The organism is Bradyrhizobium erythrophlei (genome assembly GCF_900129425.1).
GTDB classification, from domain to species: domain Bacteria; phylum Pseudomonadota; class Alphaproteobacteria; order Rhizobiales; family Xanthobacteraceae; genus Bradyrhizobium; species Bradyrhizobium erythrophlei_C.
The window spans coordinates 794296-817641 of record NZ_LT670817.1 but is presented as its reverse complement, the minus strand read 5'-3'; the positions used below and the strand labels follow the sequence as shown (position 1 = coordinate 817641).

Genomic DNA, 23346 nt, shown 5'->3' with positions numbered 1-23346 from the left:
GCAAATGCAGCCTGCCCCCTCAACGGGTTCATATGGCAACCAAGAAACGATCGAAATCCCAGAACGAACACGCAAAGCAAGCGGTCGCAGGGCGCTTTCCAATCGTGCTATCGACGGCCGTATGCAGCGCGCTCAACATGACAGCGGTCGTAGTGACGTCGGGCTCAGTGTTAATCTTCCTCTTGGCAGCAAAGCGCTTCATGTGAGCGCCCACGCCCGCCGGTAGCGCTCCGCGCTTGAACCGTTCCTGCCACGCCGATGGCGTAGGGACCTCACTCACTACCTTCTATCCCGGAGTATCAGGCGCTTCGTTGCTAGCGTGTGGTGCTCAGCTTCCGGACCTTTGAGAAGGTGAAACGCTACAAAGCCCGGCGCCTTGTCGAGACGACTGTCGCGCGAGAGCCAGACTTGCTCGAAAGCTGCTTTGGACCCCTCGGCAAGGGCATACCAACGTCGGCGGTGACACTCCCTAGGGGATACGACGCGCGCTCACAGAAACACCGATAAAACGGGTACAAATCAGCTTGCCTGCTTCGCGAATGCTACCACTTGCTGCTACCATCTCGCAAGCTCCGAAGCCTTCAGGATTGTAGCCCAGAAATTATCGCCGCGAGCGCGGCCAAGGCTTCCATTGCGCCATCCCGACCACCCCATCTTTCCATTCCGGGAAGTTCTCGAAAGCCGACGAGCGAGCAAATAAAAGGAAATACAGCTAGACAACCAAAGGCTGAGTAAATACCGTTATGTATCATATTGCAGGACGGGTGGCGTTGCATGAACTTTTTTTCAGACCACTTTGTCTAGCGTTGCCCTTAACGTTAGTTCTCCTGATTAGTCCCGGCCGGGCTGTCGATCCATATACTGCTGTGCAAACTGTAGCAGCGGTAGTTTCCGTGATCTCAGATATCGTTAGCGGCATTGGAAATGCCGAGTGGGAAAAGAAGGCCGCTGGGAAACTGGACATAATAATTGAGCAGAACGGACAGATAAGCTCGCGGAACTTCGGTCGCACAGCGACAGCCTCACGAAGATGATAGCTGAAATAGAGAACAGCAAATAAAATCGAACCAATGCGGGACTGGATCGCTTGACGCGTGAAAAGCAGCACCAACAAGAGAAGCGCGACCGCTCAAACGTCCATTACATCAAGCGTCCAAAGCGCCTTATGAGCCGCTCGCGTTTAGTGATGGGCTTACTATTGATCGTTGCTGTTCCGATCTTCATCAGCCTCGCCAACAAGGCCGTGCGCGAAAACGCGGAAGCTATCCGGCAGAGTTTCGGCCGATAGGAAGAAAGACTATGGCCGAAGTGCCGCCATTTTCTTGGAGATCGACAGCGGGGGCGTTACAGGTCAAATACGAAGGGTATTTTGTACTGCTGCTTGAGAGCGGAAAGATACTGTCTGAAATCGCGCGCCATTTCACTAATCTCGCTGTCTTGAATGCGAACGGGGGGTAGAGCATCCGTGACATTGTGACTGGTGGCCTCCTCACGCCCTTTAAGGCGTTGAAGAGTTAGGGTTCTAAGCGCCATGTCCTCCAACTTCCTTCGGGTTATCGGCCGAATAAAATCCAAGTAGTTTTCGACGTCCGTGTCTCTGGCTGCGCGCACGTAACGGGGACCAGCGATTGCTGCTAACCTACCCAGGAGCATTCGACGGGTAAGGCTGTCCCCGGAGTTGATCGCATAGTCCCTGAGCGCGCCGATACCGCGTAAGAAATGCTTCGATGCGATGAGTCCTTTGAATGCTTCGCGCCTCGAGTCTTTGTTGTCGCTCCTAAGGAAGCACCGTAGCCAGTTGAACACTACGATATCGTCCCTATAGAACCCGGCCAGCGCCCTGATGCCTGCAACCACAATCGATTGTTGATCGGAAAAGCGCGCGAATGTGTTGAATATGAACGCTTTGTGCTCCTCTTCGCTCTCACTGGCAATTCGCATAAACCGAAGGATGTCGGAGCGAACAACTGTGCTCTTAGTCTCGTCAAAAACAGCTTGAGCAATTTTCAGCGACGATCCTCCCCTCTTGTTTCGCTGTAGCAGTTCTTCAACACCTAGAATGGCGTTAGTCCATATCTCACCAGCGAGCCGCTTGACTGTCTCGTAGTCCTCAGGGTGAGTGTCGAAGTAGTCGGCCTTCTGTATTGCGTATTCAAACAACGAACCTCTGGCGTCGGCGCGGGTGAATATGGTCGTCGCATCCCACTTTACTCGCGTCCCGTAACAGTTCCGCAGGTCTGATCCGCTGAAGTCAAATCCACGCAGGTCGCAATTTGAAAAGTCGATGCCAGCAAGGTCTGCATGCCTGAAGTCGCGAGAACGATCCCAGCCGAGATGGTCCACCTGCGCAATAAAGTTGCCTTCTTTCAGTGAGAGGAACCGTTGCGCCTGTTCCCAAAAATCGGGCGGAAGAGCCTCTGTTTCAAAAGCACTAATCTTCAATACCGATCTCCGACCGCGATAGCTTTACGATCCCTGCATACGGGTTACCTTCAAGGCCTAAGGACTTTGCTACCAAAATCTTGAACAACTTCTCTTGGCCGACGCTCAGGAACGTGTGCAGCAGCTTCCCTTTCTTCAGTTCAAGCGTCATCTCTTTCTGCTTAGCCAAGGCCGTCATCTCGACGCTCAGCATATTCGCTCCTCTCTGTGTCGCAACCTTACATAGGACCTCATCCGACAAGTAGCTTCCGTCCAGCGTTCGTTCCTCCATGCCAGAGGTCTTTGTACGTGGCTCGCTGACCTCCCATGTATCTCCGCCGCGCGCTTTGACGCGGAACTCAGCGATTTCCTGCTTTGCCGTATAGACGGAAACGGCTTTAGCCTCCGCTGATGCGTCTGCCGTTAGTCGTAGGCTTACTGGAACCACTTTGGTGATGTCAGCCCCGGCGTGCAGTCCGACTTTTCCATCAAGGTTCGTCGTTACTTTCGTCGTTTGCTTTTCGACGATCTTATTTTCTAGGACCGGTTCTCCAAACCGAGTTTGTGGTACGGCTTCTAGGCCGGAAAGGTCCATGGACAGCGTTGCTCTCTGCAATTGAACAGAAATAACCGCACCGTCAGGGCCATCGATTTCCGCGCGATCAATCCGAAGGTCAACGCGAACGTCCTTATGATCCTCATTCTTGGGACATTCGCGAACACGCATCCTGAGGTCCAGCAACCTGGGCAGCGAGTTGTAGTCTGTTGGCATCAAAAGTTTCCTTCCATGGCCCGTCACCCATTGTAGCTGTAAAATGGTCACCGCACGCGCAAAACGAGCTGCTTGCTTTTGTACACAGATTTCAGACTGAAACGCCACGCAGAGGTGCGGTGTCGTCAATGGTGCCGATGCCTCTACAAGTCTGGCACACGCCATTGTCCGAAACATTCTTATTCTGGCTGCTGCATACCGGGCACGTCAGCCATTCCTTCTTGCCTTCGTTATAGATTTCCATTCGCCCATCACATGCGACGCACAGGCACTTTCCCTTACACACCGGGCACAAGATAATTGTCATGTTTCATCCTAACGCCGGTGCTGCGACTAACCGTATTCGAGGCGGTCAGAACATCCTCGGTAGTTCACTTTCAGCCTGAGCGTTCCCTCGGTTGCCGGAAACGCTCGGCCTTTAGGTCCCGTGGAGCCGCCTGTGGCGCCAGTCATAGGGCTTGAGATGTATGAAGATGCTCTCTTGCATACGATTTGCCCCAAACGCCTAGGACACGGGTTCAAAATGGTATGTCGTCGTCATCAGCGGCGGGCTTCGTCAATTTAGCCCTCGTCCGACCGGGCAGCGGTCGCGTGCGCTTGACCAATTCCTCCAAATCCCTAAGGACTGCATTCTTACTTTCGCCTTCAGCTAACCTTTCCTTGGTAAAATTGCTCAGGCTCACCAATTTCTTGCTAAATTCGTCGGCGTTAACCCAACAATCCTCATCGACGACATATTTGAGTAAACCTGCAAATTGCTGCATCGTAGACCCCTCGTACTTCGCAGAACGGGCCGCAGCTTGTCCCCTAACCAACAGCAGCATTTCTTCGATAAGGTCACGGTCCGATCGAATTTTAGGAACATCGGCCTTTGCCGTATGTCCTTGCATTATCTTCGAAAGCTCTTCGTTCAGATCTGGCCACCACTTATCGAATACCGCCTGAGCGACATTCTCAATCAGGCTGTGCTCCCCCAACTGCGAGTTGATGGTGTGGAACAGTTTTCGGAAATCATCTTCTGCAAATCGGGTTACTTGAAATTGCGCAAGTGGCCCCTGGAGATCAGTTGGTTCGAGATCAAACAAGATGGGACAAATTCGGCTCTTATCGAGAGTTGATGAAATTGCACCACTCTCGAACATTATCCAATTGCTCCGAAGGTTGTCTCGGGTAAGAACAATTATGCCAACTTTCGATGCGGAAAGGGCTTCAGAGATTTCGGTGGCCCATCTGGCTCCCTTGTCTATATCGCTTGGGGTGAAGTAAGGCCTTACAGATTGAAGGGCACTCGGAAGCCAATCACGAATGGCCTCACTCAACTGTCGGCTGAGTTCTCCCGACCAGCTTATAAAAACGCGCACCTGTTTGGCCCCCAGTTAGTCTGACCCTATCCTCGATGAGCTTCTGTCACCTTACGGCGAGCGCACAGAAAGGCCTGAAGTGATGGTTCATATACCAACAAAGTATTGCTGCCTTTCATTGATCCAAGCGAGTACATATCGCTCCGAATTTGAAGCGTTTAGAGGACTGCAGTGGCGCGTTTGGCTTTCGATTTCCCTCAGCTTCTCGTCTAGAAGGAGGGCCCGCTGCGGAGCAACCATTCTCCATTTTGATTTGGCCGCTTGCAAGAACGCTTTCGCAGAACAGAAGTCACCTTTTGCTACCAAGAGCTCCCCAATCCAACTTCTGACAAAGCCTTGATTTTCGACATGCGGGTTTCGAACTTTTTGCAGCAACAAAGCGGATTTTCTATAGCAAACCAACGCCGGATCGATTTGTCCCGTCAGGTGCAAACAACGACCGACGTTTCCGTAGAACGAAGGATCTTTTTCTTCGTCGAATTCGTCGGCGTCAATTACCTTTTCAATTGGTACGCCTTTGAGAAAAGCAGTGATCGCAGTATCAGGCCGTCCATAGTCTCGCTGTGCGAGTGCCAAATTATGTTCGGTGGAAAATTGGGTATCGACGTTTGTCTTTTCTTTCAATTCCTTGCCTTTTTCTCCCCACTCGACTGCCTCGCTGAACTCCATCCGCGTCCAGTGCATCATGCAGCACAAGTCGCAATAGTTAATATACCTAACATCCTTTGTTGGGACTGTTTCGCCGTATTGCTCTATCAGCTTCAGATACTCTTCTGTACGCCCCAAATTGACAAGAATTTTGAAGAAAGCGTTGAACACCCTGTCAAAGCGTTTGTAGGAAGCGTGCTCTGACCAGTTAATGGCACGGAAAAGAATTCTCGCTGCCCGGGCAAATTCGCCCGGAGCGGCGCTCTTATAAAAATCGGCCTCGACTTCCGCCAAACAGTTGAAAGCAGCATCAAGCTTTCCAGCCTCAACGTATAACTCGGCGTTCTCCGTCCAATGCTCCAAAACCTTATATGAGCGTTCCGTCTCTTGTTTATGAATACCCATAAACCGTAAGTAGACCTGAATAATTGCATCAATAAAACTCATCCGTTCCTGAAGAGGAAACGTGCGCCTAATAAATTCTCGCACCAGCGGATGCAGTTCAAGAAGGTCTTCAGATCCGCGTCTCGGCTTTACGACGATTAGGTTCAAGTCGCGCAGCCCTCTTATCGCTCGGTTGACCTGATTAAAATTAATTCTCCCACGAAGATAGTCGCCCACCGTCAGAACCGTTTCTGGGCGCACTGTTTCGGCCATCGTTTGCAAGACGATTTTCTGCCGGTCGTGCAGAGTTTCCCAAATCGAACCCAGCGTGGATAATGTCGAAGCAGGCAAAGTGCCGCTTCCTTGGATAATTTGGTCTAGAATATCCCGTAGTCTGAGGTCTGGTGTATTTTTAGCGGTCTGTGCAGCAATCAGATCTAACCAAAAGGCGTGTCCATTTGTAACCTTGTGGGCCTCTCGAATTTCAGCAGGCTGCGCTTGAGCGTTGCGTTTTCCGAACAACTCCATAGCGGCCGGTAGGTTCAATCCACTAATGCTTAAGGTCAATATCCTCTGGTCTTGATAACGCATGTCAGGGCGGCACGTGAAAACAAGTCGTGAGGCCGATGTTAGGTTCAAAAATGCATAAAGGAATGCGTCCGCATTGCCGGTGAGCTTCTGATTTTCAAGATCGACATAATGATCGACGTTATCAAAAACAAAAAGTATTCTGTTCGCGCCTCCTAGCTTTGCAAGCAATTCTGCCAGCGTCTCCATCGACCGCTGAGATAGTTCGTTCGCGGAAACGGTCCCTTCCGACAGCCGAATAATTATATCGATCACTTGGTTTTCAAATCTTTCCCCCTCTTCTTTGCAATCCCTCCAAACAAACAGATCAAACGCGTCAGTTTCCTGTGCGATTGTAAAATACTTCGCTGCTACTGTAGACTTCCCTTGCCCGCCAAAACCAGTAATGAAGCAGGCCCGTTGTGAAGACTGAGTAATTTCGTCGAGTTCTTTTTCGCGGCCAACACAAATGTCGCTCTGCGGAGGTCGGTCTTCTTCGCCACCCTCTAATATCGCAGAGGCTTCGCTTAACTGATCCTCAACATTATCAAGGGCCGCCAGGAGTTTAAGTTCACGCGATTGATATTTTTCGACCGATGGATTTTCTGTGGGCCGCAACATCTCCCAACCTGCCAGTAGCTTTGGGAGGAAGCTCTGGCAGTCGATACCCGAATAGAGTGTTACGCGTCCTCGATCCATTCCGGGAGTTAATTTTGCAATCAGCCGTTCATCAGGCTTTGGGGAAGCCGAATGAAAAGTCCAAATTATTTCAGGAAATGCGTTGTCATCTAATACGACTTCCATCAGAGCGTCGGTGAAAACGTCGTCCCAGCCGCCATATCCTGATACGACAATGGTCTTCGCCTTCAACAACGAGCTGAGGGAGGCCTTTAGACGAGGTCTCAATTGGTTTAGTTGGCGGGGAGTGTGCAGCGTGTCTGCGCCGTACCAATAACCATGCAGGTGAATGATATGGCAGCCAGATCCTTCCGTTTGACCTAAGTTACCGTCGCGATGCAGGACGGTTCGAAAAAAAGTTCCTCTTGATTGAGCGATTGCGACACTCAAAAGCGGATCAAAGTTGGTCGTTAACACTGCCCGACCGAAGTGATCAGGGTATCTCGCGATCAGTCCACCAATTGCCTCTACTCCGGGCGTAAGGTTCCAACCGTCCAGATCAGCATCGAGAGAACGACAGACATCATCGGGCGTGTTTTCGCCAAGTGAGAATGAACTAGCGAGTTTAGTAGCAACGGCGGAGCGAGCTTGCCACACGGCTCGTTTTATAATTTGGTTGGCTGCTTGCTGCCCGCGCCGACCTAGAAGAAATGAGAAGGCAGCCTGATATGGGTTGGCATTGGCGCTAAGTTGTCTCTCCAGTTCGATCTGTTGTGTAGCGTCGAACTCTGCCCTTATGAGGTCGATCACTCCACGGACACCGGGAACGCCTGCCACACCTTCCCTGATCGGTGCAGTTAAAGCTGAACCTACTAGGAATATGACTGATTGGTTTGAGCGCTGAATGCCCGTGGTGAGCCGTTCAAGCAGTGCGGCCTCATCATAGTGGATGTCCGCCGCAATCGACATAGGCGCTTCCCCCCAACCATCTCCGTCGCTTATTAATAGCAACGAACGCATGTCGCAACCAGTAGAATGCTTTTTGAGTGCGCGCACGCCGGGAGCGATCATACTTACTGAGGCATGGCCGCTCGATACGCCCCTCAATCACCGGTTTAAAGGAAAGGCACGGCATCTAGACCCAACTTTAGACTAGCTTGTATATAATCAAAACGACGGTTTTGGCTTATCCAGCGGCGACCCAATGGTCCCAATGGGCCAAGCGAAATAGCGATAACAGGGGCCTTTTCTAAGGTATCACCCTTCCACGCCGCCGTAGGTCAAATTAAGCCGCAGGTCGGCGAAGTTGACGGAAGAATTGCTGGATCTCATTGGCGAGCGCGGCGGGCTGCTCCATGGCCGCGAAATGACCGCCCTTTTTCATCTCGGTCCAGCGCTGAATATTGGTGTAAGTCTTTTCAGCGATTGAGCGTGGCGGCACAATTATTTCCTTCGGGAAGGCAGCATAACCTGTTGGAACGGTAATCGGTTTATCTGGTGAGATCGGCCAACCCGAGTGTAGACGCCCATAGTATGGCCAGAACGAAGAACCGATTGCAGCCGTGAACCAATAAAGGGAAATATTGCCCAGCATGCGATCGGGGCTGATGGCGCTTTCCGGCACTCCGTCATTATCAGACCATGAGCGGAATTTCTCTACGATCCATGCGGCGAGACCTGCGGGGGAATCCGTGAGGCCGAAGGCCAGTGTCTGCGGTTTAGTTCCCTGAATTTGTTGGTACCCGGTCTCTTCTTTAAGCCAGTGCGCAAGCTGCTCGCTGTAGCGAGTTTCCTGTTCTGATTGGCCAGCGGGGATCTTGTCGCGAGGGGCGAATAACAAATTCAGGTGGATGCCGCAAACAGACGATGGGTATTTTTGTCCGATGAGCGAGGCAATCCCGGCACCCCAGTCGCCACCTTGCGCTGCAAACTTCTCAAAGCCGAGCACCTTCGTCATCAGGTCGTGCAAACAGTCGGCAATGTCTTGCAGAACAAACCGCTTCTGTCCCGGCCTAAAGGAAAGCCCATATCCGGGTAGCGACGGTGCAATGACAGTGAAAGCATCCTTCGGGTCGCCCCCGAACCGAGCGGGATCGGTCAGGCGAGGAATAATATCGAGGAATTCGAAAACTGAGCCCGGCCAACCGTGCATTAGAAGTAGCGGGTATGGGTTCGGCCCGACTCCAGGAACGTGCAAGTAATGGAGATCGATGTCGTGCAATGGCACCTTAAACTGCGGAAACTCATTCAACTCGGCTTCTTGAACGCGCCAATCGAAGCGGTCGTTCCAGTAAGTCGTTAGTTCACGAATATACTCAACACTGCTGCCGTAGGCCCATGGCTCACCGGGGGCGGTATCAGGGAAGCGAGTTAGGCTAAGGCGGTTTTTCAGGTCGGCGATAGCTGCATCGGGAATATTGAGCACAAACGTCTGAGGGGCCATGACCAGTTGATCCTCAAGTCGCGCGACAAAGGCGCCGCGACCAAAAGCTACCAGATAACGCACTCAGCGTCCTGTTTTGCGATCTAGTTTGGTCGCTATTCCCCGCCGCCACTGTCTTGGTGCTCGTGGGGTTCGAGAGCGGCCCGTCAGGACGTTTAAGGATCAGGATTAGGTCGAAGCTCCCGTCGGGGCGTCCTCCAAGGCAGCTCTATCGATCGTCGGAATTGTCGCGATCGTCGTCGTCATCGCCCCTCGGCGGTGTCTTAGTCGGGCGCTGCAGGAATTGGGGCGCGTGATGACGCGGCTCGCGCGGAGCCGGACGCTCGGACGGATCGCGGCCGAGCTTGGATTGCAGCTCGACCAGATCGGTGAAGACGTCGGCTTGGCGCCGCAACTCGTCGGCGATCAACGGCGGATGGCTCGAAATCGTCGAGACCACAGTGACCCGGACACCGCGGCGTTGCACCGCCTCGACCAGCGAACGGAAATCGCCGTCGCCCGAAAATAGTACGATCTGGTCGACGTGCTCGGCGATTTCCATGGCATCGACCGCAAGCTCGATGTCCATGTTGCCCTTGACCTTGCGGCGCCCGCTGGGGTCGATGAATTCCTTGGTCGCCTTGGTGACGACGGTATAGCCGTTGTAATCGAGCCAGTCGATCAAGGGACGGATCGATGAAAATTCCTGATCCTCAATGATCGCGGTGTAATAGAACGCGCGTAGCAGGATTCCGCGGCTCTGGAATTCCCTGAGCAGGCGCTTGTAGTCGATGTCGAAACCCAGCGTCTTGGCGGTCGCGTGGAGATTTGCGCCATCGATGAACAGAGCAATCCTATTGGAAGAAGATATCATTCGGTTCTGGCCGCAGATGGTAGCGTGTAAACGAAAAGAGGCGCGACTAAATGAGCGCGCGCCCCTTTTGAAGGTTTATCTCTATACCCAGATATTTTAGGTTTCAATTAATCTTTGTACATGCGTCCGTATTGACGAGATCAACACAGGACGCTTGGCAGTGGCCGAAGGTGACGATTATGCCCCGGGCGCCGATCCTTTTTGAGCAAACCGTTTGTTCGGAAGTTACCGATATACTGCTCGGCACCCGCGCTAACGGGCGCAACAGCTGTAAGCGGTTCTAACTCGCGCCGCTCTGTGTTCTGGGCTGCGGAGGCGTGCTCAGTCGGCTCGATCGATACGGCGCGGAGAGCAACAGCAGGAAGAGTGCCCTGTTAGCTTTGTAATTGGCAGCGGGTCGGCTACTTTCCGAGCCCTGCATGACCACATCCCCTTTGGACGTACTGACGCGCCACTCCCATTTTCGACGGCGCATCTCCAAGGCTACTTCAAAGACTGGAAACTGATTATCAGGCATCGCAAGCGCGACAAAGTATCCCATCGTATCCCATCCCTAAACATTACATGATTAGTCAGTGGAAATGCCAGCGCATTTTTCCTTTGAGACCGTGACTAATCTCGTTGGGCGACGGGTCGGCCGACAAAGTGGCGGGCCGAAATAGGCCTATCGTTGGGTTCGAGGACTATCTTGTCACTCTACCGCTCATCATCTGGGGCCCGCGCGTTGTCCCTCGGCGATCTGCCAATGGCGGGCAAAACATACCGCCGTGACGTAACCCTCTAAAATCGACCACACTATCCGCTTCCGAGGCACAGGCCCACCGTCACCTTGATGCTCGGTCTTACCGTGGCACCTTGCTACGAGGTGATGAACCTACAGATTGGCTTGGCTAGCCGCGACCGCTTCCTCATTCCACTCAAGGCCAACGCCCGGCACGTCAGGAATGTGCAGCAATCCGTCACGAATTTCATAGGGTTTCTGTAAAACGGGATCGGCCCAGTCCTGCCATTCCAACCAATGCGCGGTTTCGGTGACGCGCATCACGTGCGCGGCCACCTCCGGGTAAAGATGAGTGGACATCGGTACGCCCCCTGCACCCGCAATGGCCGATGCCCTTAACCAACCGGTCACGCCGCCAATACGCATGAAATCCGGCATGACAAGGTCACACGCCTTTCTCTGCAGCGCGGTGTGCAGATCGCGGGGGCCATAGAAATTCTCGCCTATCTGGATCGGGGTCTTTAGCTCGGCGGTCAACTGCGCGTAACCATCGAGATTGTCGTAAACGATCGGCTCCTCGACCCACGCGAGACCCTCGTCATCAATCATGTGACACCGCTGCAGAGCTTCTCCAAGATTTAAGCCCTGGTTGAAGTCGGCCATCAGCTCCATGTCATCGCCGACGACAGCCCTGATGGCATGAATGGTGGCCAAATCGTCGCTCGCCCGATCACGGCCAAGCCGCAGCTTCAGCGCGGTGAAGCCTCCTTCCTCGCGCAACGCGATCGCGTCCGCTGCCACTACGTCCGGTGCCTGAAGCCACAATCCGTTGCTGTTGTAGGCCTTGACTGGTCCTACCGAACCGCCCAGCAGGACGCAAAGCGGCACGCCACCCGCCTTTGCCAGGGCATCCCAGGCCGCCATATCCAGCCCGGACACCGCGATCATGGAAAGCCCTTGATATCCCACAAAGTGCAGCGACTTGCGTGCAAGATCGTAGAGTTCGACCGGTGCGACGCGCCGCCCCTTTAGCATAGCGCCGAAATCTTGCAGGGCCGGGATCAGATATCTCATCGCCTTGATAGTGTAGGGCTCAAGATAGCTCCGCCCGACGATGCCTTCTTCGGTGATGAGGTCGATTAGGATTAGCGGCCAGTCGGTGATGGTTGCAATCCGGGCGACAACCGGACGCTTCAGCTTGAGCACTACTGCTCGCGCCCTGATTGATTTGAATGTGAGTGGGGCAAGCTGCATTGCCAATACCTCTCGATTTGGTCCGGGTATTGAACGGTGTCACCGTCCTAATGGAGCGTTGGCGACATGAGCAGGCATGGCGAGGTCAGCCCTTCAAGTCATATTCGGTTCTGAGCCGCGCAGCGATTTGCTCTACCATTTTGCGACGATCGGCATCGTCTTCTGACCCTTCTTGCATAACTGCCACCTGCCAACTGGCGCCATCAGGCTGAACGGAAATCGCCATATTGGTCGGCCAATCGCAGATATCCTCCATTTCTACCTTGATAGAGGTTTCAAGTTCGGCACCTGTTTTGCTTGGTTTTTTCATCGTGCTGTCTCGCCGCGGTACAGTCCGATCGTGGGTTCGTTCTGAGATCAAATGACGATAGTGCGCTTCCGTCAAACCTTAATACTTTCTTAACATCGCTTTTTCACCCGGGGATATTTCTCAGCCCCGTCTCGCGCGCGCGAGACCGGGGGGCCAGTCCAGGCTACCCCCCGGGTAGAATTGCGCCCTTAGCCTGACGCCCAACTGAGACCCTTGCCCAACGCGGCTATGGCACGCGGCCAATCCCGGTCGCGTCAGCCATAACAGCGAGGCAGGCTATGAAACGTGATCTCTATGCGGAGGTTTCGGCGCGCATTGTTGCAGACTTAGAAGCCGGTGCCGCCCCTTGGGTTAAGCCATGGTCGGCAACCCCCGGCGCGAATACCCCCTGCAATGCAGCCAGCAATCGGCCCTACTCTGGCTGCAACGTCGTTCTGTTGTGGATGGCACAAGCGGCCGGGTATCGCACGCCGCGCTTTCTCACATTTAAGCAGGCCCTTGAATTAGGCGGCAACGTGCGCAAGGGCGAGCGCGGCACGAAGGTGTATTTCGTGAAGCAACTCCAGGTTCAGGACAAGGGGGCGGACGATAACTCTTCAATGCGCCTAGTCCCGATGATGCGGGAGTATACGGTTTTCAACGTCGACCAATGCGAAAACCTTCCCGATAGTGTCAACACCGGTAAGCCAATGCGCGTTCGCAATCCCGACGCGCGCGACGAACTTGCCGACGCATTCCTACACTCAACTGGCGCGGACATCCGGGAGGGCCACGGCGAAGCCTGCTACATCCCGAGCCGAGATTTTATCTCGATGCCTGCATTCGCTGGGTTCAAGGGTGCGGATCACTTCTACAACGTGGCATTCCACGAATTAACGCATTGGTCGGGACACAAGTCGCGCCTTGATCGAGATTTGAAGAACCGCTTCGGCTCACGCAACTACGCGGCGGAGGAACTGATCGCAGAATTGGGTGCGGCGTTCCTGTGCGCAGAATTTGGTTTTGACGGTGACGTCCGGAACGCGGGCTACATTGCCAATTGGATCGAGCTGTTAAAGGCCGACAAACGGGCATTTTTCACGGCGTGCAGCCAAGCATCCAAGGCTGCGGACTACTTGCGCGGCTTGGCCCTTGCCGAGCCCTCGGAGAGGGCAGCGTGACGGCACCGCTGGCGCTATCCAACCCCAGACAACGCGCGCACCGTGAGCCGCTCTTCGACGTCCACCCTTGGACCGGCATCAGCATCGAGGTGTTTTATTCGGACCGCACGCTGGAAACGTTCGGCAGATGCGGCGCTGGCTGGTTCTGGTGGTCGCGCCGACGCGGCTATGCGCCGGACGGTCAGTCGACCGGTCCCTTCGCGACGAGCTACGCAGCGTATCGGCACGCGATGACTACGCCAGCACCGACCGTTTGGTGGTGACGCAAGACATTCGACGTACCCATCCGGCTATGGCCGCAGGCTTGAGACTGACAGCACGACATGACGAAAAGGCATTGCGATAGGCAAGTATGCGCAACGTCCGATTTTCCAGGCTAACACTATGAGGTAAACTGACCTATGCTTGGCGGGCAAGGCAGCTGCCTCGTCAACCCGGGACTACCCTAATGAATGAAGGACACGAAAAGGCGAAGCGCGCCCGCGATATCCTGAAAGCTTGCGGGATTAATGTAGGCGCAGACTTCGAAACCTTAGACGCCTCGCAAGTCGATGCGCTGCTCGCGCACCTAGATCAGCACCGGCTCAACAAATACGGACCTATGAGCAAACATCGCCAACCGCGGGGCGGCGTCAGTTCGCGAGTGAAATCTTTCCACGATCTGCTGCAGCGCCGCGCCACATTCCGGGTCGCCTCGAACGGCCGCATGGCGATATACCCGAATGGTGCCTTCGGTCCGTGATCATCCGGCGAGCTGAGCCCGTTCGACCGGCTTCAATCGCGAAGAGTAACAACCATGTGCTGCAGTACGAGAGCCAAGGGCGATAGGAGATCACACCGCGCGCTTTTGGAACCTTAGTGGAACCTTTTAGAGGCGCCGCAATGCTGGGCCCCGAGCCATTCTATAAAAAGTCAAGTATTTTCAGAATGTTGCCTGGTACAGTTGGGTGGGCTCGAACCACCGACCTCCTGTTCCACAGACAGGCGCTCTAACCAACTGAGCTACAACTGCATCCTTTGCCGGGCCCCAAAAAGGGGTCGCCGAACGGGGCGGAAACTAGGTGCAACGCACCGCTTTGGCAAGGCCAAGCGGGCCTCGACTTCGGGCGCCGTCCACGCCCCACGCGGGGCCGAGAACTTCGATGAGGCGATGAAGCCGGAGCCCGGAGAAACAACGGCTGCCGGCGGTTATGGATCCTCCTGCTCCCAGCGCAATTGGCCGCCAGGGCGACGATCCCAGCTTTTTAACCGTCGCCTGTCGATGCCGACAACCAAACAAAAAGCCCGGGCGGACCGCCCGGGCTTTTTTTAGACAATCGAGAGTGCCGATCGATCAGGCGGCCGGCTTGAACAGCTTCGACGCGTTGGCCTTGATCGGTTCGGCGGTTTCCGTCGCAACCTTCTGGGCCAGCTCGGCGAGTTCCTTGGAATGGGCGGTGAACGCTTCGAACTGCTTCCTGGTGTGCGCGGTCCACAGCTCGATGGCTTCCGAGGGCGATTTCACGCCGATCAGGGCCTGCGCGAAGTCGAGGGTCGCGGTGGTATTGGCTTTCATCATTTCCATCAGCTTGGCGGAGTATTCGCTGGCGCCCTTGCTGGCGGTCGTAAACACGGCTTCGATGGTGCCGTTGTGGGTCTCGGCGACGTCCTTGAACCTGGCGTAGTTGTCACGTGCCTGCGAAACGCCCTTTTCGGCGAACGCACGCATCTGCTCGGGGACTTCGAACGGGATCACGGAAGAGGAGAACGGGTCGGACGGACTTGCCATGCAATGTATCCTTCGCAACTGGGGGTGAGATGTGACCCCTGGCGCGCCCGGAAAGCGAATCCGAGAGCGTCGACGCGGATCACGTAGCGGGAAATGCCCTTCCTCGGGCAACCGACACGAGATACCCACAGTGTGGCAATTTTGTGCAACGCACCGCAATTTAAGGTGCGACGCCGCATGGCAGACCCGGCCTGGATGCGCGTTCCAGCTTTGAAACCCTCGGTAGTCCTGGAACCTTCAGCTTCTCGGCTTGGCGGCATCCATCGCCGCACGGCTGACAATCTGGCCCATTTCGCTGGCCTGCTCGGCCAGCGACCGCATTTGCGCTTGCACATATTGGCTGTGCAGCCGCATCACTTCGGTCAGATCCTTGGCCTGCAGCAGGGCCTGCGCATGGTCCAGCGAGGCCTGCACGTTCTTTTCGGCGCAGGAAATCGCCTTCGAGCTGATGTCCCTGGCGCCGGCGCGAACCGTCTCGCCCCGTTGCTCGATCGAGCCGGCGGTTTGCTGTGCGCCGGCGAGGAATTTCTCAAATCCCTTGCGGGCCTGATCCAGACTTGCTTCGGCCATCGACCGCATTTCCTTTGGAATCTCGAAACGCTCCTGTGCTTGTTCGCTCATGGTCCCACTCCTGATCCTGTATCCACGGCCATCTACCGGGTTGCCGGTTCGCCCAAATCAAACCGTTCGAGTCGAGCTTCCACATCAACCTATGGGCAAGACGCTTCGCCGATATGACTGGAGATCCAACGTGACCCTTCGATCGCCGTTTGCGACACTCCAACGCGAAAGCCGGCGCAAGGGTTCACGACGGTTGCACCGAATTAACGTTATCGAGGCTTTGATCGCTCCGCTTCTGTCAAGCCGTGGACCTGTCGTCTCCCGCGGGCGATACTAACGGTCCGTTAAGGCTGTCATCGTTTGGCCGCCGAGTTCTGCCGCCAATCGTCGAGCCCCAGCCAAAGTGCTGTCATGTCACTGCAATGAATGATTTGGAATTTCAGTTGCGAGGCCTAGGCGATCCGCGACTGGCGGTGCATGCAACGAGCCCCCTCCCGGCATGGCTTTGGTCGGCCGACGGCACGCGGGTTCTGTGGGCCAATCCGGTCGGCGCGAAACGGTTCGGCGCCGCCAATGGCGCAGCGCTCACCCGGAAGCTTTTCGGCCCGGCGGATCCGCACCGGCGCCAGGTGGCGCGACTCGCAGGGAGGCTGCCGGCGATCGGCCCGATCCGGCTGGAGCGGCTGCGCGGCTTCGGTGCTCCGCTCGGCATGCTCGCGACCTGTGCCTGCGCGCGGCTTGATTTTGCCGATGGCAGCCACGGCATTCTGATTGTGGCCGCCGAACCGGTCGGCCGCGCGATGCCGCTGGTCGAGCGGTTGCAACGGCTGGTCGAAGGCATCGATACCCCGATCGCGGCGTTCGCCCGCGATGGCACGCTCGTCGGCGCCAGCGAGGCCGCGCGCTGGCTGTTCGGTTTTCGCAATCTCGCCGAGGCCGGGCTTGAGCAAGCGCGCAGCGATGCGCTGAAGCAGGGCCGGGTCGAGACCCGGATCGGCATCGATCACCTGGTGCTGCAGCGCGTCGGCAGCGGCGCGGATGTCGGCCTGGTTGCGCTGATCGCGCCTGGCGCGACGCAGGCCGCGCACGCCCGGCATACTATATCGGCATTGCCGGAAGCCGCATCGGCCGAACCGGCGCCGCAACCGGTCGCTCCGGTGGAGGATCAGCCGATGCCCTACTCTGAACAGCCCGCCATTTCAGGCGAGGCCCCCGCCGAGTTCGCGCTGATCGACGAGTTCGCGGCATCGCCCGCGGCGGCGGTTGTCGAACATTCGATCCCGGAGGCGCCGCCTGAAACCGACGTTCATCAGAACGAGCCTTCGCCCTATGTCGAAGCGGTCGCCGATGAGCCGATCGAAGCGGTTGCCGACGAGCCGTTAGCTCCGCCCGTGACGGAGCCGCCAGCGGAGGGCGAGGCGTCCACCTCACCGGTACTCGCATCCGAGCCCATCAAGGCGCCGTCATGGCTCGACGAGCCCGCGCCGAATACGCGCCGGCACCCGCTGCGGTTCATGTGGCAGATGGATGCCGAAGGCCGCTTCTCGCTAGGCTCGGATGAATTCACCCGCCTGATCGGCATGCGCACCGCCGCGGGCTTCGGCCGGCTGTGGAGCGAAATCGCCGAGGTATTCGGGCTCGATCCCGACGGGCGCGTCGTCAAGGCGGTTGCAACGCGCAATACCTGGAGCGGCGTCACCTTGGACTGGCCGGTCGATGGCTGCGGCCGATTGCCGGTGGAATTGTCGGGGCTGCCGATCTATGATCGGGCACGAAATTTTGCCGGCTATCGGGGCTTTGGCGTCTGCCGCGACCTCGACGGCTTGGCGCGGCTCGCCGCGTTGCGCCGCTTTGAATTGTTCAGCGAGCCGCCGCCGCAAACGCTTTCGGCCGACATCGTGCAGGCCAATACGGCCAAAGCCTCCTTTGCCGCGGACTCGTCCGCAGACCCTGATGTTGTTTCGTTCAATACCCGTGAATCGCTTGACCCGATTGCTGTTGAGACTTCACCGCAAACCGATTTGGAAACAGCCGTGGAAACGCCCAAGGAAACGCCCAAGGAAACATTGAAGGAAACATTGCAGAACGTGCTGCCGTTCCGGCCGATCGGCGACGCGAAATCGCCGGCCCTGACGCCGGTTGAAAGCAACGCCTTCGACGAACTCGCCCGGCAATTGGCGGCGCGGCTCGACAGCGAAGACGGCGACACCCCCGTGACCACAGCGCGAGCCGACGCGACCGAAACAATTATCGATCAGCCCGCCGCGCCGGATGCTCCCGAAGCGGTCAGCGACCAACCGGAATGGCTGGTGCATCCCGAGCCGCCCGCGCGCGGCGAAACCCGGCGCGACCGGACGCTGCTCGATCTGCTTCCGGTGGGCGTCCTGATTTACCGGCTGGACCGGCTGCTCTATGCCAACCCGGCCTTTCTCCAGCGGATGGGCTATCCGAGCCTTCAGGTGCTGGAGGAAGCCGGCGGTCTCGACGCGCTCTTTGTCGAGCCCGGCGTCTCCACCGCCAGCAGCACATCGGACACCGGCACGCCGGTGACGATTTCCGCGACCCAGGCTTCGCCGGAACACGCGCCGGCGTCGCCGACCGACGCGCGGCTTTACACGATCACATGGGACGACGATTCCGCGCTGGCCCTGATTTGTTCGGCAGCGCGGGCGGAAGGCGTCGACATCGCCGCGGCGATTGCCGAAGCGATCCCTGCGCCGGAGCCACCGTCCGAGCCACCGTCGCCCGTCGGCCACGCCAATGCCGAAGAACTCGGCGCCATCCTCGACACCACGGCCGAAGGCATCGTGATGTTCGACGCCGGCGGCAACCTCAATTCGTGCAACCGCAGCGCCGAAGCGCTGTTCGGCTACGACGGCGCCGAGCTGGTGCAACGCAATCTCGCCGAGTTGTTCGCGCCGGAGAGCCAGCGCGCGGTGCTGGATTATCTCGAGAGCATCAAGGGCGCCGGCGTCGCCAGCCTCGAGCCCGGCCGGGACGCGCTGGGCCGGGTGCGCGGGGGCGGCCTGATCCCGCTGTCGATGACGATGGGAAGGACGAGGCCCGACGGTCCGAATTTCTTCGCGGTGTTTCGCGATCTGTCGCAGACAAAAAAGAGCGAGAGCGAACTGGTGCAGGCGCGGCGGCTGGCCGATCGCGCGGCGAACGCCAGGGCCGACATGCTGGCGCGGATCAGCCACGAGGTCCGCACGCCGCTCAACGCCATCATCGGCTTTGCCGAAGTGATGATCGGCGAACGGCTCGGCGCGCTCGGCAACGAGCGTTATGCCGAATACATGAAGGATATCCGCGCTTCCGGCGAGCGCGTGATCGCCATCATCAACGACCTGCTCGATCTCTCGCGGATCGAGACCGGCAAGCTCGACCTCAGCTTCGCCAGCCAGAACCTCAACGACCTCGTCGAGAATTGCGTCGCGGTGATGCAGCCGCGGGCCAACCGCGAACGCATCATCATCCGGACATCGCTGGCGCACGCGCTGCCGCCTGTCATCGCCGACGCCCGCGCGCTGCGCCAGATCACGCTGAACCTGATCGGCAACTCGATCCATCTCGCCAATGCCGGCGGCCAGGTCATCGTCTCCACCGCGCTGTCGGATTTCGGCGAGGTGGTCTTAAGGGTGCGCGATACCGGCCACGGGCTCAACGACAACGAGGTCGCCGCCGCCATGGAGCCGTTCCGCACCCATCCGCCGTCGGACCAGGCCTCCGACAGTTCCGGCGTCAGCCTTTCCCTGACCAAGGCGCTGGTCGAAGCCAACCGCGCGCAATTCCACATCAAGACCGCCGCGCATTCGGGTACGCTGATCGAAGTGGTGTTTTCGCAGGCGACGGCGCGGGCGTAGGGCTCTGCGAGCTCGCTGCCAGCATTGAGCGCGGAAGCCCCCCACCCCCGACCCCTCCCCACCGCTGCGCGGGGGGAGGGGAGCAGAAAGAGATGTCGGTGGGGCTGCATTCGAACTCGTTTTGCGAGCTGTTTTCTCCAAACTCCGCTCGGCTCCCTCTCTCCTTGTGGAAGGAGGGTTGAGGAGTGGGATTGTTGCGGTCACCGACAGTGCGCTCCCCTCCTCCCGCGAGCGAAGCGAGTGGCGGGGTCCGAGGCGAGCGAAGCTCGCTCTCGAGGTCGGGGGTGGGGGGCGTCTCCGCAAACTCGCTACCAGCATTGCGCGTGGAGAGGGCATCGTGCCGCGGATGCAGCGCAGCGCCATCAGCGCGTTCACGCGCGTCTAAGACGCGCTATGTCTTGCGGCGTGGTGCGTATGACGGGTCCCGGCTCTGCACCGCAGCGCGAAGAGGCGCCGCACCGCGTCCGGGACACGAGGCGTCCTAGCCCCGCAAAAAATCTCCGATCGCATCCAGAAAGAGCTTGGGCGATTGCAGCTGCGGGACGTGGGCGCAGCCCTGAATAATCTCGAGATGCGCGTTCGGCAGGCCCGCGGCGAGTTCGTGCGACATTGGCGGCGGCGTCGCCTCGTCGTGTTCGCCGACCAGCACGAGGACGGGAACCGTGACCTTTCCGAGGTCGGGCCGGAGATCGAGTTCGGCCAGCGCGTTGCAGGCGGCGCGGAACACCTCGGGGTCGGTTCGCAAAAATGCCTCGCGGCGGTCGCGCATCAGGTCCGGATGCTGTTCCTGAAACGCCCGGGCGAACAGCCGGCGCATCGCGACGTCGGTGATCGCGGCGAGTCCCTTGGCCTTCGAAGCCTCCGCCATGTTGCGGAAGGCCTCGCGGCCGGCTTGCGAAAACGCGGCGCCGCAATCGGCGAGGATGAGTTTGCTGGCAAGCTTCGGATGGCGAATGGCCATCTGCAGCGCGACGAACCCGCCATAGCCGTTGCCGAGCACGATCGCCGCGTCGCCGCCGGCGCCATCCCGCACGGCCTCGGCCATGCGGTCGGCGACCTCCACGAGACCGCCGCTGACGGTCTGTGACCCGCCAAAACCCGGCAATTCCGGAACGATCACCCGGAACGATCGCGACAAGTCCGGGACGATGGCGTCGAAACTGGCCCGGTCCGACAGCAGCGAATGAAACAGAAACAGCGGCGGTCCGTTGCCGGATTGGCCCGCATTGACCGCGCCGTTGGCGAAAAGTCTGTCCATGCCGGTCTTTCTTTCAAGGTTGGGAAACCACCTCCGCTGGCAGCGATCGGGGTCGGTGTGCTCCCGATTGATAAATCAAATTTCAGCCTTTTCAAGCCTTTGTCACTTGACGTGATATTTCACGGCTGCCAGATTACCGCCGAATTCAAGGGAATTCTGATGCTTTTGCGCGATAACGTCTACGAAAACCTCCGCTCTGATATCCTGACCTGCCGCCTCGCGCCGGGCGATGATATGCGTGAGCAGGAGCTCGCCGAGCGCTATGCCGTCAGCCGCCAGCCGGTGCGCGAAGCCCTGCTCCGGCTCGAGCGCGAGCATCTCGTCACCGTGCAGCCGCGTCAGGGCTATCGCGTCAACCCGATCTCGCTTGCCGACGCACGCGACCTGCTCCGGTTCCGGCTGGCGCTGGAGCCGGCCTGTGTCGCCGAGGCGATCGAGCATGCGTCCGCCGATATCCTCAAGGCGCTCGACGAATACAGGTTGTTCGAAGGCAACCACGAGGACTTCATCACCTACAACCGCGCCTTTCACTCCGCGCTGGCGCATGCGTCCGGCAACCGCCGCATGGCGGCGGCGCTGTGCGACCTGATCGGACAAGCCGACCGCCTGGTGCGCGTGAGCGTCGCCAATGTGCGCGGCCACGATCCGACCCAGCTGGTGGCCGAGCATGTCGCGCTGATCGAGGCGATGCAGCGCCGCGACGGGCGCGGCGCGGCGCGCATCATCAAGGCCCATATCAGTCAAACCGAAAAACGCGTGCTGCCGGCGCTCAAGCGCAACGCGATCATCGTGGAAGGAAGAGACGCTTGAATATTTCCGCCAAACCCACCGGCATCGAGGTCGAAATCCACGGCAATTTCGTCGACGGCCGCGAGATCGAGGCCGGCACCGCCGAGATGCTGGACGTCCGCAACCCCGCCACCGGCGATGTCATCGCGCGAATTCCGAATTCGACCGCGGACGATGTCGATCGCGCGATGAAAAGCGCGCGGGCCGCGTTCGAAGGCCGCGCCTGGGGCGGCATGGACATTCGCGCCCGCGCGCGGCTGGTCAATCGTCTCGCCGACGCCTTCGAGGCCAATCTGGAAACGCTGTACCGGCTGGAGACGCTCAACAACGGCCGGCCGCTCAACGAGACCCGCGCCCAGCTGTCGCGGCTGCCGGACTTTTTCCGCTATTTCGCCGGGCTCGCGCTGTCGCGGCGCGACGCGGTCATTCCCGTCGAAGGCTCCTATCTGAACTATACCCTGCGCACCCCGATCGGCATCGTCGCCAACTGCACGCCGTTCAACCATCCGCTGATGATCATGTGCAAGTCGCTGGCCGCGGTTTTGGCGAGCGGCTGCGTCACGGTCGTCAAACCGTCGGAATATACCCCGCTGACCACGCTGAAACTGGCGCAGATCTTTACCGAGGCCGGCCTGCCGCCGGGCGTGTTCAACGTCGTGCTCGGCCTCGGCCAGACCACCGGCAAGATCCTGGCCGAGCATCCCGATATCAACAAGCTGGTGCTGACCGGCGGCACCGAGGCCGGCCGCATCGCCGGCGCGGCCGCCGCGAAAGTGTTCGCGCACCAGACCATGGAGCTCGGCGGCAAGACGCCGGTGATGGTGTTCAGTGATTTCGACGTCGACCAGGCCGTCAGCTATGCGGCGTTCGGCGCCTTCATCGGCGCCGGCCAGACCTGCGTCTGCGCCTCGCGCCATCTGGTGCAGGCATCGATTTACGACGAGTTCGTCGCCAAGCTGAAGGCGAAGACGGAAACCATTCGCATCGGCGATCCCTTCGATCCCGCAACCCAACTCGGGCCGGTGATCTCGGCGCGGCAGCGCGACCGCGTGCTGTCCTATTGCCGGTATGGCCGCGAGGACGGCGCCCGGCTGGTCGCCGGCGGCGCCGCGGCAAACGTGCCCGGCCATGAGAACGGCTACTTCGTGCAGCCGACGGTGTTCGCCGACGTGAAGTCCGACATGCGCATCTTCCAGGAAGAAGTGTTCGGACCCTTCACCTCGGTGACGCCGTTCAAGGACGAGCAAGACGCGCTGCGCCTCGCCAATGATTCGCCGTTCGGCCTTGCGGCCGCGATCCGGACCCGCGACATCGGCCGCGCGCATCGGGTCGCCTCCGCCGTCAAGGCCGGCATCGTCTGGATCAACGACCATCACCGGCTCGATCCGGCCTCGCCCTGGGGCGGCGTCGACGACTCCGGCGTCGGGCGCGAATTCGGCAGCGAAAGTTTTGACGATCACTTCAGGACCAAGAGCGTGATGGTCGCCACACACGACCAGCCGTTCGACTGGTACCGCGACACGGCGACGCAACGACGATTGAACTAACCAACAGCGAACGGCCACACCGCGTCCAGAGAAGACCGGCGCCGTATT

Annotated in this window: 17 protein-coding genes, 1 tRNA gene and 1 pseudogene; 6 read left to right on the top strand and 13 right to left on the bottom strand. The window is 58.3% G+C overall.

What is annotated here, in order from left to right:
* Positions 1-297 precede the first annotated feature (297 nt).
* Positions 298-447: pseudogene (locus tag B5527_RS46075) on the bottom strand (antibiotic biosynthesis monooxygenase family protein); the annotation flags it as partial.
* A gap of 640 nt (positions 448-1087) precedes the next feature.
* Here B5527_RS46075 and B5527_RS03960 point away from each other — a divergent pair.
* On the top strand, positions 1088-1288 hold the full coding sequence (locus B5527_RS03960; protein ID WP_079600116.1) for a hypothetical protein: 201 nt from the start codon (positions 1088-1090) through the stop codon (positions 1286-1288).
* 56 nt (positions 1289-1344) lie between these two features.
* Here B5527_RS03960 and B5527_RS03955 read toward each other — a convergent pair whose 3' ends face one another.
* From B5527_RS03955 to B5527_RS03920, 8 genes are all read right to left on the bottom strand, one after another.
* The gene (locus B5527_RS03955; RefSeq protein ID WP_079600115.1) at positions 1345-2442 is read right to left on the bottom strand and encodes a pentapeptide repeat-containing protein; all 1098 of its coding nucleotides are present in this window, start codon (positions 2440-2442) and stop codon (positions 1345-1347) included.
* Complete coding sequence (locus B5527_RS03950) at positions 2432-3193, bottom strand: hypothetical protein (RefSeq protein ID WP_154071993.1); 762 nt, start codon at positions 3191-3193, stop codon at positions 2432-2434. The genes B5527_RS03955 and B5527_RS03950 overlap by 11 nt, the downstream gene beginning before the upstream one ends.
* Positions 3194-3711: 518 nt before the next feature.
* Positions 3712-4554 (bottom strand): toll/interleukin-1 receptor domain-containing protein, encoded by an 843-nt coding sequence (locus B5527_RS03945; protein WP_245332492.1) that lies wholly within the window; start codon positions 4552-4554, stop codon positions 3712-3714.
* A gap of 87 nt (positions 4555-4641) precedes the next feature.
* On the bottom strand, positions 4642-7740 hold the full coding sequence (locus B5527_RS03940) for an SIR2 family protein (RefSeq protein WP_172842474.1): 3099 nt from the start codon (positions 7738-7740) through the stop codon (positions 4642-4644).
* Between the two features lie 316 nt (positions 7741-8056).
* Positions 8057-9277: an epoxide hydrolase family protein gene (locus tag B5527_RS03935; protein WP_079600111.1), complete on the bottom strand. Its 1221-nt coding sequence runs from the start codon at positions 9275-9277 to the stop codon at positions 8057-8059.
* A 145-nt stretch (positions 9278-9422) separates the two neighbouring features.
* On the bottom strand, positions 9423-10067 hold the full coding sequence (locus B5527_RS03930; RefSeq protein WP_079600110.1) for an NYN domain-containing protein: 645 nt from the start codon (positions 10065-10067) through the stop codon (positions 9423-9425).
* Positions 10068-10941: 874 nt separating this feature from the next.
* A complete protein-coding gene (locus B5527_RS03925) occupies positions 10942-11994 on the bottom strand; it encodes an enolase C-terminal domain-like protein (RefSeq protein ID WP_245332491.1) in 1053 nt (350 codons plus the stop codon).
* 133 nt (positions 11995-12127) lie between these two features.
* Positions 12128-12352 (bottom strand): hypothetical protein, encoded by a 225-nt coding sequence (locus B5527_RS03920; RefSeq protein WP_079600108.1) that lies wholly within the window; start codon positions 12350-12352, stop codon positions 12128-12130.
* 278 nt (positions 12353-12630) lie between these two features.
* Here B5527_RS03920 and B5527_RS03915 point away from each other — a divergent pair, with 278 nt between their 5' ends.
* Positions 12631-13512: an ArdC family protein gene (locus B5527_RS03915; protein WP_154071992.1), complete on the top strand. Its 882-nt coding sequence runs from the start codon at positions 12631-12633 to the stop codon at positions 13510-13512.
* A complete protein-coding gene (locus tag B5527_RS03910) occupies positions 13509-13775 on the top strand; it encodes a hypothetical protein (RefSeq protein WP_079600106.1) in 267 nt (88 codons plus the stop codon). The genes B5527_RS03915 and B5527_RS03910 overlap by 4 nt, the downstream gene beginning before the upstream one ends.
* A 672-nt stretch (positions 13776-14447) precedes the next feature.
* Here B5527_RS03910 and B5527_RS03900 read toward each other — a convergent pair.
* The 3 genes from B5527_RS03900 to B5527_RS03890 form a co-directional block, all read right to left on the bottom strand.
* Positions 14448-14524, bottom strand: a tRNA-His gene (locus B5527_RS03900).
* A 321-nt stretch (positions 14525-14845) separates the two neighbouring features.
* Positions 14846-15280 carry a phasin gene (locus B5527_RS03895; protein ID WP_079600104.1) on the bottom strand — a complete coding sequence of 145 codons (435 nt, stop codon included), beginning with the start codon at positions 15278-15280 and terminating at the stop codon, positions 14846-14848.
* A 237-nt stretch (positions 15281-15517) separates the two neighbouring features.
* Entirely contained in the window at positions 15518-15901 is a 384-nt protein-coding gene (locus tag B5527_RS03890) for a phasin (RefSeq protein ID WP_079600103.1), read from the bottom strand.
* A 362-nt stretch (positions 15902-16263) separates the two neighbouring features.
* Between B5527_RS03890 and B5527_RS03885 the strand changes: the two genes are divergently transcribed.
* Entirely contained in the window at positions 16264-19704 is a 3441-nt protein-coding gene (locus B5527_RS03885; protein WP_079600102.1) for a PAS domain-containing protein, read from the top strand.
* A 481-nt stretch (positions 19705-20185) separates the two neighbouring features.
* Here B5527_RS03885 and B5527_RS03875 read toward each other — a convergent pair whose 3' ends face one another.
* Positions 20186-20962, bottom strand: coding sequence for an alpha/beta fold hydrolase (locus tag B5527_RS03875; protein WP_079600100.1), 777 nt, complete (start codon positions 20960-20962; stop codon positions 20186-20188).
* A gap of 159 nt (positions 20963-21121) precedes the next feature.
* Here B5527_RS03875 and B5527_RS03870 point away from each other — a divergent pair, with 159 nt between their 5' ends.
* Together B5527_RS03870 and B5527_RS03865 are read left to right on the top strand one after the other, a co-directional pair.
* Complete coding sequence (locus B5527_RS03870; RefSeq protein ID WP_079607047.1) at positions 21122-21772, top strand: GntR family transcriptional regulator; 651 nt, start codon at positions 21122-21124, stop codon at positions 21770-21772.
* Positions 21769-23298 carry an aldehyde dehydrogenase gene (locus tag B5527_RS03865; RefSeq protein ID WP_079600099.1) on the top strand — a complete coding sequence of 510 codons (1530 nt, stop codon included), beginning with the start codon at positions 21769-21771 and terminating at the stop codon, positions 23296-23298. The genes B5527_RS03870 and B5527_RS03865 overlap by 4 nt, the downstream gene beginning before the upstream one ends.
* The last annotated feature ends 48 nt before the right edge of the window (positions 23299-23346 follow it).

What these genes read in the sequence shown, in the direction of transcription:
- B5527_RS03890 (WP_079600103.1), bottom strand. Translation starts at nt 15,901, where the DNA reads ATGAGCGAACAAGCACAGGAGCGTTTCGAGATTCCAAAGGAAATGCGG.
- B5527_RS03950 (WP_154071993.1), bottom strand. Translation starts at nt 3,193, where the DNA reads ATGCCAACAGACTACAACTCGCTGCCCAGGTTGCTGGACCTCAGGATG.
- B5527_RS03920 (WP_079600108.1), bottom strand. Translation starts at nt 12,352, where the DNA reads ATGAAAAAACCAAGCAAAACAGGTGCCGAACTTGAAACCTCTATCAAG.
- B5527_RS03870 (WP_079607047.1), top strand. Translation starts at nt 21,122, where the DNA reads ATGCTTTTGCGCGATAACGTCTACGAAAACCTCCGCTCTGATATCCTG.
- B5527_RS03875 (WP_079600100.1), bottom strand. Translation starts at nt 20,962, where the DNA reads ATGGACAGACTTTTCGCCAACGGCGCGGTCAATGCGGGCCAATCCGGC.
- B5527_RS03940 (WP_172842474.1), bottom strand. Translation starts at nt 7,740, where the DNA reads ATGTCGATTGCGGCGGACATCCACTATGATGAGGCCGCACTGCTTGAA.
- B5527_RS03915 (WP_154071992.1), top strand. Translation starts at nt 12,631, where the DNA reads ATGAAACGTGATCTCTATGCGGAGGTTTCGGCGCGCATTGTTGCAGAC.
- B5527_RS03885 (WP_079600102.1), top strand. Translation starts at nt 16,264, where the DNA reads ATGAATGATTTGGAATTTCAGTTGCGAGGCCTAGGCGATCCGCGACTG.
- B5527_RS03895 (WP_079600104.1), bottom strand. Translation starts at nt 15,280, where the DNA reads ATGGCAAGTCCGTCCGACCCGTTCTCCTCTTCCGTGATCCCGTTCGAA.
- B5527_RS03930 (WP_079600110.1), bottom strand. Translation starts at nt 10,067, where the DNA reads ATGATATCTTCTTCCAATAGGATTGCTCTGTTCATCGATGGCGCAAAT.